General features: G+C 67.2%; 15 protein-coding genes. 3 read left to right on the top strand and 12 right to left on the bottom strand.

The annotated features are described in order from the left end of the window. Positions 1-22: 22 nt before the first annotated feature. From AC07OK_RS24780 to AC07OK_RS24730, 11 genes are read right to left on the bottom strand one after another with little or no spacing between them, the layout of a single operon-like run. Positions 23-1,723 (bottom strand): methyl-accepting chemotaxis protein, encoded by a 1,701-nt coding sequence (locus AC07OK_RS24780; protein ID WP_494692785.1) that lies wholly within the window; start codon positions 1,721-1,723, stop codon positions 23-25. 31 nt (positions 1,724-1,754) lie between these two features. Beyond that, complete coding sequence (locus AC07OK_RS24775; protein WP_494692784.1) at positions 1,755-2,279, bottom strand: chemotaxis protein CheW; 525 nt, start codon at positions 2,277-2,279, stop codon at positions 1,755-1,757. Positions 2,280-2,321: 42 nt separating this feature from the next. Further along, a complete protein-coding gene (locus AC07OK_RS24770; RefSeq protein ID WP_494692783.1) occupies positions 2,322-3,590 on the bottom strand; it encodes an EAL domain-containing response regulator in 1,269 nt (422 codons plus the stop codon). An 11-nt stretch (positions 3,591-3,601) separates the two neighbouring features. Next, positions 3,602-4,675 carry a protein-glutamate methylesterase/protein-glutamine glutaminase gene (locus tag AC07OK_RS24765; RefSeq protein ID WP_494692782.1) on the bottom strand — a complete coding sequence of 358 codons (1,074 nt, stop codon included), beginning with the start codon at positions 4,673-4,675 and terminating at the stop codon, positions 3,602-3,604. Next, positions 4,672-5,208, bottom strand: coding sequence for a chemotaxis protein CheD (locus AC07OK_RS24760; RefSeq protein ID WP_494692781.1), 537 nt, complete (start codon positions 5,206-5,208; stop codon positions 4,672-4,674). Before AC07OK_RS24760 ends, AC07OK_RS24765 begins: the two co-directional genes overlap by 4 nt. After that, positions 5,205-6,011, bottom strand: a complete 807-nt coding sequence (locus AC07OK_RS24755; protein WP_494692780.1) for a CheR family methyltransferase — start codon at positions 6,009-6,011, stop codon at positions 5,205-5,207. Before AC07OK_RS24755 ends, AC07OK_RS24760 begins: the two co-directional genes overlap by 4 nt. A 13-nt stretch (positions 6,012-6,024) precedes the next feature. Continuing rightward, the gene (locus AC07OK_RS24750; protein ID WP_494692779.1) at positions 6,025-6,609 is read right to left on the bottom strand and encodes a chemotaxis protein CheW; all 585 of its coding nucleotides are present in this window, start codon (positions 6,607-6,609) and stop codon (positions 6,025-6,027) included. Positions 6,610-6,625: 16 nt separating this feature from the next. Next, on the bottom strand, positions 6,626-8,821 hold the full coding sequence (locus AC07OK_RS24745; RefSeq protein WP_494692778.1) for a chemotaxis protein CheA: 2,196 nt from the start codon (positions 8,819-8,821) through the stop codon (positions 6,626-6,628). A 47-nt stretch (positions 8,822-8,868) separates the two neighbouring features. Further along, positions 8,869-9,177: an STAS domain-containing protein gene (locus AC07OK_RS24740; RefSeq protein ID WP_494692777.1), complete on the bottom strand. Its 309-nt coding sequence runs from the start codon at positions 9,175-9,177 to the stop codon at positions 8,869-8,871. Positions 9,178-9,203: 26 nt separating this feature from the next. After that, positions 9,204-9,572, bottom strand: coding sequence for a response regulator (locus AC07OK_RS24735; protein ID WP_026334860.1), 369 nt, complete (start codon positions 9,570-9,572; stop codon positions 9,204-9,206). Positions 9,573-9,616: 44 nt separating this feature from the next. After that, positions 9,617-10,717 (bottom strand): methyl-accepting chemotaxis protein, encoded by a 1,101-nt coding sequence (locus tag AC07OK_RS24730; RefSeq protein ID WP_494692776.1) that lies wholly within the window; start codon positions 10,715-10,717, stop codon positions 9,617-9,619. A 352-nt stretch (positions 10,718-11,069) separates the two neighbouring features. Here AC07OK_RS24730 and AC07OK_RS24725 point away from each other — a divergent pair, with 352 nt between their 5' ends. Together AC07OK_RS24725 and aqpZ are read left to right on the top strand one after the other, a co-directional pair. Beyond that, entirely contained in the window at positions 11,070-12,632 is a 1,563-nt protein-coding gene (locus AC07OK_RS24725) for a response regulator (RefSeq protein WP_494692775.1), read from the top strand. A 107-nt stretch (positions 12,633-12,739) separates the two neighbouring features. Further along, entirely contained in the window at positions 12,740-13,432 is a 693-nt protein-coding gene (gene aqpZ, locus AC07OK_RS24720; protein WP_494692774.1) for an aquaporin Z, read from the top strand. Positions 13,433-13,467: 35 nt separating this feature from the next. On the opposite strand, the gene AC07OK_RS24715 is transcribed toward aqpZ, so the two are convergent. Continuing rightward, complete coding sequence (locus AC07OK_RS24715) at positions 13,468-15,099, bottom strand: methyl-accepting chemotaxis protein (RefSeq protein ID WP_494692773.1); 1,632 nt, start codon at positions 15,097-15,099, stop codon at positions 13,468-13,470. Between the two features lie 307 nt (positions 15,100-15,406). Here AC07OK_RS24715 and AC07OK_RS24710 point away from each other — a divergent pair, with 307 nt between their 5' ends. Continuing rightward, positions 15,407-15,955 (top strand): Crp/Fnr family transcriptional regulator, encoded by a 549-nt coding sequence (locus AC07OK_RS24710; RefSeq protein ID WP_494692772.1) that lies wholly within the window; start codon positions 15,407-15,409, stop codon positions 15,953-15,955. Positions 15,956-16,035 lie beyond the last annotated feature (80 nt).

Here is a 16,035-nt window from a genome sequence, read left to right as displayed (position 1 = left end):
GGGCCGCAACCGGCGGCCGGGCTCAGAATTTAACGAAATGCGATTCGTCCGGTTCGCTCATATCCGTCATGGTGCGGCTGCTGGCCGCAACGGCTGGACTGGCGCCCGCCCGGCCCGCCGGCTTGCGCGGCTTGGCGGTCCTGGGCGCCACCACCGTGCGGATCGGCCGCGACGTGCCGGCCAGCTTGAAGAAGGACATGGTCTGCTGCAGCTGTTCGGCCTGCCCGCTCATTTCTTCGGCGGTGGCGGCCAGCTCCTCGGAACTGGAGGCGTTTTGCTGGGTGGTCTGGCTCAGCTGGGTGACGGCCGAATTGATCTGGCCGACCCCGGCCGACTGTTCCTCCGACGCCGCCGTGATTTCCTGCACCAGGTCGGAGGTGCGGCGGATATTCGGCACCATGGCGTCGAGCAGGTTGCCGGCCTTTTCCGCCAGCTGCACGCTGCTCGACGCCACCTGTTCGATTTCCTGCGCCGCCACCTGGCTGCGCTCGGCCAGCTTGCGCACCTCGGCCGCCACCACCGCGAAGCCCTTGCCGTGCTCGCCGGCGCGCGCCGCTTCGATCGCCGCGTTCAGCGCCAGCAAGTTGGTCTGGTAGGCGATGTCGTCGATGATGCTGATCTTCTTGGCGATCTGGCGCATCGCCGCCACCGTCGACTTGACCGCCTCGCCGCCCTCGGCCGCCTCCAGCGCCGCCTTGCTGGCGATGCCGTCGGTGACCTTGGCGTTTTCCGTGTTCTGCGAGATCGAGGCCGTCATCTGCTCCACCGAGGCGCTGGTCTGCTCGGTGCCGGCGGCCTGCTCGCTGGCCGCCTGCGACAGCGATTGCGCGGTCGCGCTCACTTCCTCCGAGGCGCTGGCCAGCGCCTCGGCGCCGTTGTTCACTTCCTGCACCACCTGCGACAGCTTGGTGATCATGCCCTTCATCGCCGCCAGCAGGCTGGTGGTGTCGCCGTGCTTGAGCGCGACCTCGGCGCTGAGGTCGCCGTCCGCCACCAGCCGCACGATCTCGGCCGCATAGCCCGGGTCGCCGCCCAGCTGCTTGAGGATGCCGCGCAGGATCAGCATGCCCAGCGCCACCAGCAGCGCCAGCGCCACGCCGGAGGCCAGGTACATGCTGCGCAGCGCGCTGGCCGACGCCACGTCGGCCTCGGCCACGGCTTCCTCGCCGTACTTGACGTTCATCGCCACCAGCTTGTCCAGGCTGTCCTCGACCTCGTGGAAGGACGGCCGGTTGTCGATCAGGTTGCGGTGCAGCGCGATGAACAGCTCCTTGTGCTTGGCGCCATCGGCGCCCTGGATCTGCTTGAGAATGTCGGTGAACTCGTCATTGCGCCGCTTCCACGTGTCCCACTGCTTGACGAAGGTCTTCCACAAGGCCGCTTCCTCGCTGGTCTGCGGCAGCGCGTCATAGATCTTCCAGGATTTTTCCACCTGGGCGAAAATTTCCGCGCGGCGCTTGATCTGCAAGGCGATTTCCGCCACATCTTCCGGATACATGGCGATCGCGTCGGCGCCGCGATTGGCCGAGCGGATCGCCGTCTTGGCCTCGTTGATCTCCATCAGCGCCTGCACCGACGGCATGCGGTTCTTGCCGATCTCGTCCAGCATGGCGCCCTCTTTTTTCAGGCCGGCGAAGGCGATCAGCACCACCAGCAACAGCGCCAGCACGGCGACGGCGATCAGTGTCAGGATCTTGGTCCTGACGGTTATGGTAGAAAACATGTGCGACTCCCGGTTGCCTGCGTTGTCAGTGTTATGAGGCCAGCGGCAGCGCGCCGCCCGAGGCCAGCGCCGCCAGCTCGCTGGCGGCGACCACGTGCTGCACGTTGAGCAGCAGCACGAAGCGCCCCTGCACCTTGCCTATCCCCTGCAGCATCTCGGCGCGCACCTGGGCGCCGAAGCTGGGCGCCGGCTCGACGTCGGACGGTGGAATATCGAGCACCGCGTTGACGGCATCGACCAGGATGCCGATCACAAAGGCGCCCTCATCGCTGTCGACTTCGACCACGATGATGCAGGTGCGCTTGCCGATCGGCGACGGCTCGCGCTCCAGCCGGCGCGCCAGGTCCAGCACCGGCACGGCGGTGCCGCGCAGGTTGATCACGCCGCTGATGCAGGCCGGCATCTGCGGCACCGGCGTCACGCCGGCAAATTCCAGGATCTCGCGCACCGCCAGGATGCCGATGGCGAACATGTCCTGCCCCAGCATGAAACTGAGGTACTGCGCAGGGCCGCTGGCGGCCAGTTGCCGGGTCTCGGATACAGTCAAAGTATTCATCGCTGCCTCGCTCAGAATTTTACAAAACGGATATTTTTTTAACTACGGCTGCTCCGCCAGCGCGCGCAGGCGGCGCCGGTCCTGCTTGATCCAGGTCACCAGTTCTTCGGCCGGCATGGGCTTGGCCAACAGGTAGCCCTGCGCCATGTCGCAGCCCAGTTCGCGCAGCAGCTTCCAGTCCGCCAGCGTTTCCACGCCCTCGGCCACGGTGGCCACGCCCAGGCTCTGGCCCAGGTCCAGCGCGCTTTTCAGCACCACGTGGCGGTTCGGCCATTGCGAGGCGCCGTGCACGAAGGCGCGGTCGATCTTCAGTTCGGTGAAGGGGCAGCGGGCGAACTGCTGCATCGACGAATAGCCGATGCCGAAATCGTCCATCGCCAGGCCGAAGCCCATCAGCCGCAAGCGCCCCATATTGGTCAGCGCCTGCGACAGCTGGCGCATCACGCTGGTCTCGGTCACCTCCCACACCAGCGCCGACGGCGGCACGCCGGAGGCCATCACCAGCGCCATCAGGCGGTCGATGAAGCCGCGCTCGGCCAGGTTGTCGGCCGACAGGTTGACCGACACCGTCAGCGACGGCAGGCCGTGCTTGGTCCATTCCAGCAGCCGGTCCAGCACCTGGCGCACCATGCTCAGCGTGAACTCCGCCATCAGCGGCGTGCCCTCCATGGCGTCGATGAAGTACTGCGGCGCCAGCAGGCCGCGGCTCGGGTGCTGCCAGCGCGCCAGCGCCTCCAGCCCTTTCAGGTGGCCGTTCTGGATCGTCACCTTGGGCTGGAAGTGGGGCAGGAACTCCTGCCGCGCCACCGCCTGCGCCAGCTCGTCCGGGCTGGGCAGGTCCGGCTTGGCGCAGGCCGCCCTCGGCAGCGCCTTCTTGCCGGCGCGGTCGAGCAGCATCGCCAGCGCGTCCAGCTGCACCGGCTTGAGCAGGGTGCCCAGCAGGTCCATGCAGGCGTCGTCGAAGTTCATGCTCTCGATGATCTCCAGCAGGCGCGGATCGCGCGCGCTGACCACGATCAGGTTTTGCGCCAGCTGCCGCTCGCGCAGCTGGCAGGTCAGCTCGATGCCGTCCATGCCCGGCATCTCCAGGTCGGTCAGCACCAGGAAGATCGCCTCGCCGCCCTGGCGCTCCAGCACCTGCAAGGCTTCGTTGCCGTCGGCCGCCTCCAGCACTTCGCCGAATTCCAGCTGGCGCAGCAGGCCGGCCAGGTAGCCGCGCTGCACCAGGCTGTCCTCCACCACCAGCACCCGCTGGCCGGTCCAGGCGCGCGCCGTCGCGGTCAGGCTGTCGGCGAAGGTCAGGGTGGGCATGGTGGCGGCCATCAGTAGGACAACTGTTGCAGGATTTCGCGGTAGATCGCGTTCAGCGGCAGCGACTTCTCGACGCCGCCGCGCTTGACCGCTTCCTTGGGCATGCCGTACACCACGCAGCTGGCCTCGTCCTGCGCCACGGTGCGGGCGCCGGCCTTGTGCATCTCCAGCATGCCGGCGGCGCCGTCGTCGCCCATGCCGGTCATGATCACGCCCAGCGCGTTGGCGCCGGCCGCGCGCGCGGCCGAGCGGAACAGCACGTCCACCGACGGCCGGTGGCGGTTGACCAGCGGGCCGTCGACCACCTCGACGAAGTACTGGGCGCCGGTGCGGCGCAGCAGCATGTGCTTGCCGCCCGGCGCGATCAGCACCAGCCCTTGCAGCACGCGGTCGTTGTTGGCCGCCTCCTTGACCCGCACCTGGCACACGCTGTCGAGGCGGGCGGCGAAGGCGGCGGTGAATTTCTCCGGCATGTGCTGCACCACCACGATGCCGGGCGAGACCCGCGGCAGCGAGGTCAACACCTCCTCCAGCGCCTGGGTGCCCCCGGTCGAGGTGCCGATCGCCACCACCCGCTCGGTGGTGGCGGTCATCGGCCGATGATCGACCGGCGGCAGCACCGCGTCCGCGTTCAGCTTGGCCGTCACCGGCGGCGGCGGCGGACGGTTGACCAGCTTGCCGACGCGGGCGCCGGCCGCCGCCCGCACCGCCGACACCAGCTCGTCGGCCGAATCGTGCAGGAACTGCTTGAGGTCCAGCCGCGGCTTGGTGATGATGGCCACCGCGCCGGCCGACAGCGCCTCGACCGAGGTCTGCGCGCCCTTCTCGGTCAGCGTCGAACAGATCACGACCGGGGTCGGCCGCTCGCTCATGATCTTGCGCAGGAAGGTGATGCCGTCCATCTTGGGCATCTCGACGTCGAGCACGATCACGTCCGGCCACTGCACCTTCATGCGCTCCATCGCCAGCAGCGGGTTGGCCACCGCGTGGCCGACCACGATGCCGGGCGCCGCGTTCAGCAGGCTGCTGAGCACCTGGCGCACCACGGCCGAGTCATCGACGATCATGACATTGATTGCGCTCATGCCTTCTCCTTGTCCGGCCCCGCCGTGCCGCCGACGGCAGCCTCCGGCGGCACCTGGCGGCTCAACACCTCGCCGCTGCGGATGGTGAAGATCAATTGACGGTGGCCTTCGCCGAACAGGCTTTCGGACACCACGCGGATGCCGTGCTGCTGCAACAGCGTGCGGGCATAGTCGCCGTTCTGCATGCCGATGTCGCGCACCCTGATGCTGCGCGGGAACATGGCGGCGCCGCCGAAGATCTTGCCCTGGCACTGGGTCAGCGGCACGCCGTGGCGGGCCATGCCGCGCATCAGCAGGTCCATGGCGTCGGCGCCGTACATGCCGGGCTTGTCGTGGCACTTCTTGCGCCCGCTGCCCGGCAACAGGAAGTGCGACATGGCGCCGATGCGCAGCGCCGGATGCCACAGCGTGACCGACACGCACGAGCCCAGCAAGGTGCGCACCCGATAGCGCTCATCGCCGACGAAATAGTCGCCGGGCATCAGGAAGATATCGATGAGCTTAGCCTCGGGCATGGTCAGCGTCACGATCATGGCTTGCGGTAGATCGAGGGCGCCACCGCAACCAGGGTGTCGTTGATGTCGTTCAGCGTTTCCGAGTGGCCGATCAGGAAATAGCCGCCCGGGCGCAGCTGCGTCAGCAGCCGCGCCACCACCTGGCGCTTGGTGGCCAGGTTGAAGTAGATCATCACATTGCGCAGGAAAATCACGTCGAAGCTGCCCAGCTTGGGCAGCGGCTCGTTCAGGTTCAGGTGGCGGAACTGCACCCGCTGGCGCAGCGCGCGCTCGACCAGCAGGGTGCCGGTCTCGCTGCCCTGGCCCTTGAGGCAAAAGCGCTTCAGGTAGGCCGGCGGCATCTGGCTGGCGCGCTCGAGCGGGTAGTGGCCGCAGCGCGCGCGCTCCAGCACGCGGGTGCTGATGTCGGTGCCCAGCACTTCCCACGGGCCCTCGTCGAGCACGTCGGCCAGCACCATGGCGATGCTGTAGGCTTCCTCGCCGCTGGAGCTGGCCGCGCTCCAGATGCGCGGCGTCTGCCGCTTGTCGCGCGCCTCCAGCGCCAGCTCGCGCAGCAGCGCGAAGTGCTTGGGCTCGCGGAAGAAATAGGTCTCGTTGGTGGTCAACAGGTCGACCGCCACCTGCAGCTCGGCCGGCTGGGCGCGGCTCTCGAGCAGGCGCAGGTAGTCGCTATAGCTCTCCAGCTGGTAGTGCGCCAGGCGCTTGGCCAGGCGCCCGCTCACCAGCGCCTGCTTGCCGTTGGCCATGCAGATCCCCGCCGCCTCGTAGATGAAGCGCTGGAACTGGGAAAACTCGCGCTCGGTGATGGTCACTGCAGGCATGGCGTCGGCCGCTTCAGCAATGGTGCATGGCGACGGTGCCGCGCGCCAGCTCGACGATTTCTTCGCTCGACAGCACATGCTCGATGTCGAGCAGGATCACGAACTTGCCGTTGTACTTGCCGATGCCGGCGATGAAGTCGGGGCGGATGCGGGTGCCGAAGGCCGGCGCCGGCTCGATGTCGCCGGCGGCGATCTCCACCACCGCGTTGACGGCGTCGACCAGCATGCCCAGCACCTGCTTGTTGTCGCCGGGGCCGCCGTCGACCTCGACGATGACGATGCAGCTGCGCTTGCCGATCACGCTGGGGCCGCGCTCGAAGCGCGCCGACAAGTCCATCACCGGCACCACCGCGCCGCGCAGGTTGATCACGCCGCGCACGCAGGGCGGCATCATCGGCACCGCCGCCAGCGCGCCGTACTCGATGATCTCCTTGATGTGCAGGATGCCGACCGCGTACGGGTCCTCGCCCAGCATGAAGGTCAGGAACTGGCTGGGCAGGGCGGCGCCGCTTTGCAGCACCATCATCGCGGTCGACGCGCCAGCGTCGACGCCGTAAGTAACTGCCTTGTTGACTGATTCGGTCGCTGCTGTATTCATCTCGTCCTCTTCCCAATTAGGCGGCCAGCGCGACGGTGGCGCCCTTGCCGCTGACGGTGTGCATCAACGCCGACACGTCCAGGATCAGCGCCACTTCGCCGCTGCCCAGGATGGTCGAGCCGCTGATGCATTTGACTTCGCTGAACATCGGGCTGAGCGGCTTGATGACGGTCTGGAACTCGCCCAGCAGGGTGTCGACCACCAGCCCGGCGCGGTGGTTGCCCAGCTTGAGCACGACGATGCTCTCGCGCCGGGTGCAGGCGCCGCCGATGCGGAACAACTCGCGCAGCCGCACGAAGGGCAGCACCTGGCCGCGCAGATTGCAATAGTCCTGGCCCGGCTCGGTGGCGTACTCGATGCACTCCTCGATCATGTCGAGCGGGATCACGAACACCGAGCCGCCCACCTGCACCAGGAAGCCGTCGATGATCGCCAGGGTCAGCGGCAGGCGCACGGTGACGGTGGTGCCGGCGCCCTCCTTGCTGGAGACGTCGACGCTGCCGCGCAGCGCCGTGATGTTGCGCTTGACCACGTCCATGCCGACCCCGCGCCCGGACAGGTTGGTGATCTTTTCCGCGGTGGAGAAGCCGGCCTCGAAGATCAGGTTGTAGATCTCGCTGTCGGTGAGCTTGCGGTCGGCGTCGACCAGGCCGCGCTCGACCGCCTTGGCCAGGATCTTCTCCTTGCGCAGGCCGCCGCCGTCGTCGCTGACCTCGATGACGATGCTGCCCGATTCATGGAAGGCGTTGAGCTTGATCATGCCCTTGGCCGGCTTGCCGTTGGCCACCCGGATGTCGCCCGGCTCGATGCCGTGGTCCATGGCGTTGCGCACCAGGTGCATCAGCGGATCGCCGATCTTCTCCACCACCGTCTTGTCGAGCTCGGAATCCTCGCCGTCGACGATCAGGCCGATGTCCTTGCCCAGCTCGCGCGCGACGTCGTGCACCACGCGCTGGAAGCGGTTGAAGGTGGCGCCGATCTTGACCATGCGCAGCTCCAGCGCGGCGTCGCGCACCTCCTCCACCAGGCCGGACAGGGTCGAGGTGCATTCCTGCAGCTCGGTGTTCTGGATGTGCTGGCCGATCATGTTGGCGCGCGCGCCGGCGATGATCAGCTCGCCCACCAGGTCGATCAGGCGGTCGAGCTTGTCGGAATCGACGCGGATCGAGCGGCTCTCCTGCGCCTTCTGCTCGCTGACCTGCTTTTGCTTGGCCAGCGCGGCCTCCACCACCACCGGCGGCACGCTGCCGGCGCCGACCAGGATGCTGCCCAGCTGCTGCGGCATGATCTCGTCGTGGCCGTTGTCGGGATGGGATTGCTGGTGCAGCGCGCCCTCCAGCTCGTGCGAGGTGACGCTGCCGCAGCGCACCAGGATCTCGCCCAGGCGCGCGGCCTGCTCCGGCAGCGCGCGGATCAGGTCGACGTAGTGCGAGACCTTGCTGTGCGGCGGGATGATGCGGATCTCGCAGTCGTCCTGCACGAACTCGAACACGCCGGCGATCGCTTCGCGGTCGGCCGTGCTGTCGAAGGCGATCTCGAAGCCCAGGTAGCACAGCTCGGCGTCCATGTCGTCGGCGGTCGGCAGCGCGTCCGGCACGGTGGCGATGCCGACGATCTTGCCCAGCTTGGCCAGATAGCGCAGGAAGGCGATCGGGTCCATGCCGTTCTGCAGCACGCCGCGGCCGAAGCGCAGCGAGATGTGCCAGTAGTCGCTGTCGCCACGTTGCTGGTCGATGCGCTCGACGCCCGGCTCGGCGTGCACCGCCAGCGGCGCCGAGGTCCCGTCGGCCACCGGCTCGGCGTGGGCGTCGGCGGCGCCGCCGGCCATGTGGCGGCGCAGTTGTTGCAGCAGCATCTCGCCTTCCGGCGCGGTGTCGGGATCGGCCTCCAGCTGGCCGGCGGCCAGCGCGTCGGTCATGCCGGACAGGTAGTCGCAACAGGACAGCAGCAGCACGATCATTTCATCGTTGAGCGTCACGCGGCCGTCGCGCACTTCGTCCAGCAGGCTCTCGACCACGTGGGTGAAGGCGACGATGTGGTCCAGGCTGAACAGCCCGGCCGAGCCCTTGATGGTGTGCGCCGCTCGGAAGATGGCGTTGATCGCCTCGCCCTGGTCGCCGGCGATGTCGACGTTGAGCAGCGCGTTCTCCATGTCTTCCAGCAGCTCGCGGCTTTCGGTGATGAAGGTCTGTAGTGCTTCGTCCAGGTTCATGGCAATGCCCTCGGAACAAAATTAAACAGATGAATCGCTCAGGTGCTTCAGGTGTGTATCAGCAGGGCGTCGCCGAAAAAGGCGCCCAGGTCCAGCATTTCCAGGATTTCCACCACCGCCGGACTGTGCTTGACCAGCCGCAGCTCGCGCTGGTGGGCGTTGGCGGTGGTCTTGGCCAGCATCAGCACTTGCAGGCCGGCCGTATCGAGCTCGGTGATGCCGGACAGGTCGATCTCCAGCACCTGGGTCTTGCGCAGGGCGTCCAGCACGGTCGCCTTGAGGTCGGCGGCGCGGTAGATCGTCATCTCGCCGTCGATGGCGATGCGGGCGACGGCGACTCCTGATTCATCGGACATGGCGTCCTCCGTGGTTATGGCACGAGTTATGGCATGACAAGTTTGGCGACGGCGCCGAGCAGCACTTCCGGCTTGAACGGCTTGACCACCCAGGCCTTGGCGCCGGCCGCCTTACCCTCTTCCTTCTTGCTCTCCTGCGACTCGGTGGTGAGCATGATCACCGGTGTGAACTTGTACAGCGGCAGCTGCTTGAATTCGCGCACGAAGGTGATGCCGTCCATATTGGGCATGTTGACGTCGCACACCACCAAATGGATCTTCTGGCCGGTGCATTTGGACAGCGCATCGACGCCGTCGCGCCCTTCGATGACCTCGTAGCCCGCGCCCTTGAGCGCGATGCCGACCACTTGACGCAGGGAGGCCGAATCGTCGACCACCATGATGGTTTTAGCCATTTTGTCTACCTCGGTTAATCGTAAGAAAATGCGTCAAAAAAGCGTCAGAAAAAGGTGATCTCGTCGGCGGCCGCGGCGACCGGCGCGGCGTGGTTGGAACCGCCGTGCACCGCGTGCTCTTCCGCCATGGCGTAGGTCTTTTGCAGCTCGTGCAGCAGCAGCTGGGCGTCCAGCGCCTCCAGCACCTGGTCGGCGGCGTAGCGCTCGCGGTTGTCGCGCAGCAGCGCCGGCAGCAGCTCCATGTTCTCGCGCACGTGGGCCATCACCTGGCTGACCCGGTCCTGGAACTGCAGCTGCACCAGCGCCTCGCCCACCTCGCCCTGGATGCCGATGCTGTCCTGCTTGAGCTTGTCGGCCGACTGCACCAGCGCGTCGGTCATCCGGCGGAAATCGCCCAGCACCGAGTCGATCATGCCTTCGGCCGACTGCATCGACTTGTCTTCCTGCTCGCTCGATTGCTCGGCCGCCTGGCTGGCGGCCAGGATGGCGCTGCTGATCAGGCCGACGCGGTTGGAGATGTTGCGGCCGGTCTCGGCCGAGCGGCTCGACAGGTTGCGCACTTCCTGCGCCACCACCGCGAAGCCGCGCCCGGCCGGGCCGGCGCGCGCCGCTTCGATGGCGGCGTTCAGCGCCAGCAGATTGGTCTGGGCGGCGATGCTGGCCACGCCTTCGGCCATGTCGCGCAGCTCGCGCGTGAAGCGTTCCAGGTCCTTGATCTTGGCCAGCATGGCGTGCTTGGACGACATGGCCGATTTCATCGACGTCACCACCGAGCCGAGCTGGGTTTCGCTGCGCGAGAAGATTTCGGTCATCGAGCTGCCGTCGTGTTTGCCGTCCTGGCCGCTGTCGTGGCTGGAGACGTGGACCGCGTCGTCGAGCTTGTCGACGATGCTGGAGAAGCGCCCGGCCAGGTCGGCCACGGCTTCTTCCATCTGGGTGCGGGAGTTTTCGATGTGGCGGCACCAGATCGGCAGCACGGCGTCGCCGAAGCGTTCGCGGGCGTCGAGATAGTCCTCGATCATGGCGCGCTCGCCGCCGCCCAGCGCCGACGCGGCGGCGCCGCGCACGCTCCATGCCGCGGCCGCCAGCAGCGCGGCCGACCACAGCACCGTGTACCAGCCCCAGGCGCCCCACCCCGCCCACATCGTCCCCAGAGCGCCCCCCCCGGCCAGGCCGAAGGGGAGCAAAATCTTACTATCGAAGCCGCTAGTGTTCTTCACTGGACGCCACCCCGCTGTAGAGTCTCTCGGCACCTCGTTCGGTGGATGCCGTGAGTCCAACTGTATCCCAGAAACTCAGCCTGCGCCACAATGTAGGTGGCAATTCAATTGTATCGGTTGTTTTACGCGACAGCGCTTTAAATTGCTTCCGAAGGGAAATAATTTAACGTTAAGATGTGGGCCTATGCGCCCGCCACCGGCGCACCTGTTGCACCCGCGCAACCGCCCGCCGGAGCACCCTCCGCCGGGCGATTTACTTTCATGCTGGAACCCGCCTATGCCCGCCTTGAATATCGACCCTGCGCTGCCGTTGCTGGTGGTGGACGACAACCAGCAGATGCGTTCCGTGGTCAAGGGCATCCTGGCCGACCTGGGCTTCGTCAACGTCTCCCTGGCCGGCAGCGGCGAGGAAGCCTGCCGCATCCTGGCCGAGCGGCCGATCGCCGCCGTCATCTCCGACCTCGACATGCCGGGCATGAACGGCCTGCAGCTGCTGCAATGGGTGCGCAGCAATCTTTCCGACCGCGAGCTGCCGTTCATGCTGCTGCCCAGCGAGGCCAACCGCGACGGCTTGCGCGCGGCGGCCCAGGCCGGCGTGACCGATTGCCTGATCAAGCCCTTCACCTTGGCCACCTTCCACAGCAAGCTGCAGGCCATGTTCCAATCGCGCGGCGACGCCGCCGCGCGCCGCGCGGCGCTGCGGCGCGCCGCCCTGCCCGCCGCCGTCATGGCCAGCGCGCCGGCGCCGCTGATCGGCATGGAGCGCCCGCTGGAGGAAAGGCTGCGCGAGGCCACCGTGCTGGTGGTGGACGACATCGCCACCAACATCAAGGTGATCGCCGGCATGCTGGCCGAGGACGGCTACGGCGTGAAGGTGGCGATCTCCGGCAAGAAGGCGCTGGAGATCATCCCCGTGCACCGGCCCGACATCATCCTGCTCGACGTGATGATGCCGGAGATGGACGGCTTCGAAGTGTGCCGCCGGCTCAAGGCCGATCCGGCCACCGCCGACATCCCGGTGATCTTCCTGTCGGCCAAGGACCAGGCGGACGACATCATCGTCGGCCTCGAGCTCGGCGCGGTGGACTACGTCACCAAGCCGGTCGACCCGGCCATCCTCAAGGCGCGCCTGCGCACCCACCTGCGCCTGGCCGGCACCATGGCCGAGCTGCGCCGGCAGAATTCGGCCGTGACCGACAACGCCCAGCTGCGCGAGGAAGTCGAGCGCCTGAGCCGCTACGACCTGGCCACGCCGCTGGCCGAGGTGCTGGCCGCCAGCGCACGGCTGATGGCCGAGCCGGCGCTGGCGGCGGCGCCGGCGCTGCGCGCCCGGCTCGAGGCGCTGGACCAGGCGGCGCGGCGCGCGCTGCGGCTGGCCGGGCTGTCGCTGGAACTGTGCCGCATCGAACAGGGCGCCTGCCAGCCGCAGGCCGCGCCGGTGGCGCTGAACCCGCTGCTGGCGCACGCCGCCGCCGCCATCGCCGTCACCCATCCGGTGATGCTGCCGGCGCAGCCGGCCACCTTGCTGGGCGATCCGGCGCTGTGCGCCATGCTGTGCGAGCACCTGCTGCTGAACGCGGCGGCGCACACGCCGGCCGGCACCTCGATCGTGCTGGGCGCCACGCTGGAAGGGAGCAACTGGGCGCTGACGGTGGAATACGCCGGCGTGCTGCCGGCCGCGCAGCGCGCCTGCCTGCACGGCCAGGCCGAACGGCCCGGCGGCGAGGCGGAGCTGACGATGTACGCGGCGCGCCTGCTGGCGCAGGTGCAGGGCGGCACCCTGGCGGCCCAGGACGACAGCGCCCGCACCCGCCTGCTGCTGTGTTTACCGTCCGCTTGAAAACTCTGCACTCGACATTTGCGCGCTTCCCGGTTAGATTGCCAACGTTGCATGATAATGATGCAAAATTGACTATCAAGATCTAATTATTGAATACGGGGAATCATATGAAACAATACGGCGCGGAATTTTTTGGAACCTTTTGGCTGGTGCTCGGCGGCTGCGGCAGCGCGGTGCTGGCGGCGGCTTTTCCCGGTGTCGGCATCGGCTTGCTGGGCGTCTCGCTGGCCTTCGGCCTGACGGTGCTGACCATGGCCTACGCCATCGGCCACATCTCCGGCTGCCACCTGAATCCGGCGGTGTCGATCGGCCTGTGGGCCGGCGGCCGCTTCCCGGCCAATAAGCTGCTGCCTTACATCGTGGCGCAGGTGCTGGGCGCGATCGTCGCCGGCGGCGTGCTGTACACCATCGCCAGCGGCAAGCCCGGCTTCGACGTCATGGCCGGCTTCGCCTCCAACGGCTACGGCGCGCATTCGCCGGGCGGCTACTCGCTGCTGGCCGCGCTGGTGACGGAAGTGGTGATGACCATGATGTTCCTGCTGATCATCCTGGGCGCCACCGACGAGCGCGCACCGAAAGGCTTCGCGCCGCTGCCGATCGGCCTGGGCCTGACCCTGATCCACCTGATCAGCATCCCGGTCACCAACACCTCGGTCAACCCGGCGCGCAGCACCGGCGTGGCGCTGTATGTGGGCGACTGGGCCACCAGCCAGCTGTGGCTGTTCTGGGTCGCGCCGATCGCCGGCGCGCTGCTGGGCGCGGCGATCTACCGCTTCATCGGTACGCCGGAAAAGGCGTAAACCGTTTAGCTGGTTTCGGCCGCGCCAGGCCGGAATCAGCGGCTGCTGGCCAGCTTCGGGCGCACCACGCTGCGCCCCAGGGTTGCCGATGGCGCCGCCCGCCTCGGCGCGGCGTCGCCCAGCTTGAAGATGCTGACGGCGTCGGCCAGCTTGGCCGCCTGCTCCTGCATCGCATCGGCCGCCGCGGCGGCCTGCTCCACCAGCGCGGCGTTCTGCTGCGTCACATGATCCATCTGCGTAATTGAATTGTTGATCTGCTCGATGCCATTGGTCTGCTCGCTGCTGGCGTTGCTGATCTCGGCCATGATGGCGGTCACGCGGCCGATGCTGCTCACCACCTCTTCCATCGTGCTGCCGGCCTGGCCCACCAGGCGCGTGCCGGCCGCCACCTTGCCGACCGAATCGTCGATCAATGCCTTGATCTCCTTGGCCGCGCTGGCCGAGCGCTGCGCCAGGTTGCGCACCTCACTGGCGACCACGGCGAAGCCGCGGCCCTGCTCGCCGGCGCGCGCCGCTTCGACGGCCGCGTTGAGCGCCAGGATATTGGTCTGGAACGCGATGCCGTCGATCACGCCGATGATGTCGACGATCTTCTTCGACGAGGCGTCGATCGAGGCCATGGTGTGCACCACGTCCGCCACCACGGCGCCGCCGCGCTGGGCCACGTCCGAGGCCGAGGCCGCCAGCTGGTTGGCCTGGCGGGCGTTCTCGGCGTTCTGCTTGACGGTGGAGGTCAGCTGCTCCATCGACGAGGCGGTTTCCTCCAGCGAGCTGGCCTGCTGCTCGGTGCGGGAAGACAGGTCGAGGTTGCCGGCGGCGATCTGCGACGAGGCGGTGGCGATGGCGTCGGTGCCGTTGCGCACCTCGGTGACGATGCGCACCAGGCCGCCCGACATGCGGTGCAGCGCCTGCAGCAGCTTGCCCGGCTCGTCCTGGCTGTAGCCGCTGGCGGCGTGGCCGCTGTGGTCGACCAGGTCGCCGCCGGCCACGCACTCGGCCAGCGCCACCGCCTCGTTGATGGGGCGGGTGATGCCCGCCGTCAGCCACCAGGCGAACGCCACGCTGAAGGCCACCACCAGCGCCGCCATCGCCAGCAACAGGTTGCGGCTGTCCTGCGCCACCTGGTCGATGCGGGCGGCGGCGGCGTCGATTTGGGTGCGCTGGTGCTCCAGCATTTTCTGCAACATCGTTTCGTAGACCTTGGCGGCCGGCAGGTAGACGGCGTCGAGCAGGCGCGTGGCTTCGGCGGCGTCGCCGGCGGCCTTGGCCTTCATGACGCCGTCGCGTCCGGCGACGTAGGCCTTGCGGGTGGCGACCAGGTCGCCCATCAGCGCCTTGTCGTCGTCGCTGGCCAGCGCCTCGATCTGCTTGATCAAGCCCTGGGCGTAGGCGGTGGAATTCTTGGCCTCGTCGGCAAAGAAGGTGGCCAGCGCCGGGTCGGCGCTCTTGGCCACGGCGGTGGTGCGGCGGATGCCGGCGAACACCACCCGGTACCAGTCGGCGATCAGGCGCTCCTTGGCCAGCGGCAGCTCCATCATCGCGCGGGTCGAGGCCGCCACGCCTTGCAGGCGGTAAATCCCCAGCCCCGTATTCAGTATCAGAATCGCAAGAATGACAGCAAAACCAAGCGACAGACGCCGTCCTATGCTGAGGTCGGTGATCTTCATGGCAGTCTCCCTGGGGCGTGCGTTGTAGGCCGGACTTTGGCCGCCGGCTGGCGTGCTGCGCCCCCATGGTAACGCCAATCCGGCGCGCCATTCATCTAGTTGAAGTTTAAAATATATTTTCGTTTTCCATTCCAAATCACAACAAAAATTGCGTGAAGGACTGAGAAAACGTTTACACTTCCGCCTGATATGTACGGCCATTTACATGCCGGGATGAAGACGACCACGAAAAATGAACCAGGCATTCTTAGAACACAGAGCAAAGTACCGGGATATTGTTGCCCGCCGATACAAAGTCACTCCTGAAATGTACGACGAAGTGACGCGCATGCTGGCGCCGCTGGCGGTGGCCGTGAGCGTGCGCAAGGGCGAGTATTTGCAGCGCATCGGCACGCTGGCCAACAGTGTGGTGTGGCTGCACAGCGGCGTCGCGCGCACCGGTTTCATCACCGAGACCGGCAACGAGGTGACGCTGCACTTCCTGACCGACGGCGAACCGGCGGCGGCGCACGACGACCTGCTGCGCGCGCGCGAGGACGAGCCGGCGCTCAACTTCGTGGTGGCGGAGACGGCGGTGCACGGCTATCGGCTGGACTGGCTGGAGATCAGCAAGCTAGCGCACAGCAACAACCTGTTGCGCGATTACTATTTGAAGGTATCGGAGCGCGGCATCATCGACCAGAGCCGGCGCCGCTACCTGAGCGCCTCGCCGGCGCAGGGGCGGCTGAGCGCGTTCCGCCGCGAGTATCCGGGGTTGGAGCAGCGCATCTCGCAAAAGGTGGTGGCATCGTTCCTCGGCATCACGCCGCAATACATGTCGCAGCTGCTGCGCAACGACGGCGCGCCGTCCAAATAAAATTGGGGTCAAGTCCTGAACCTTCCCCTCAAATTTTGAAGATAGCGATTAACGATCTCAGCTCGCCAAGAGCGATGGTG

Source organism: Duganella sp. GW821-FHT07G03, from assembly GCF_059418605.1.
The sequence above is the reverse complement of the archived record's forward strand: the minus strand, read 5'-3'. Positions and strand labels throughout refer to the sequence as shown.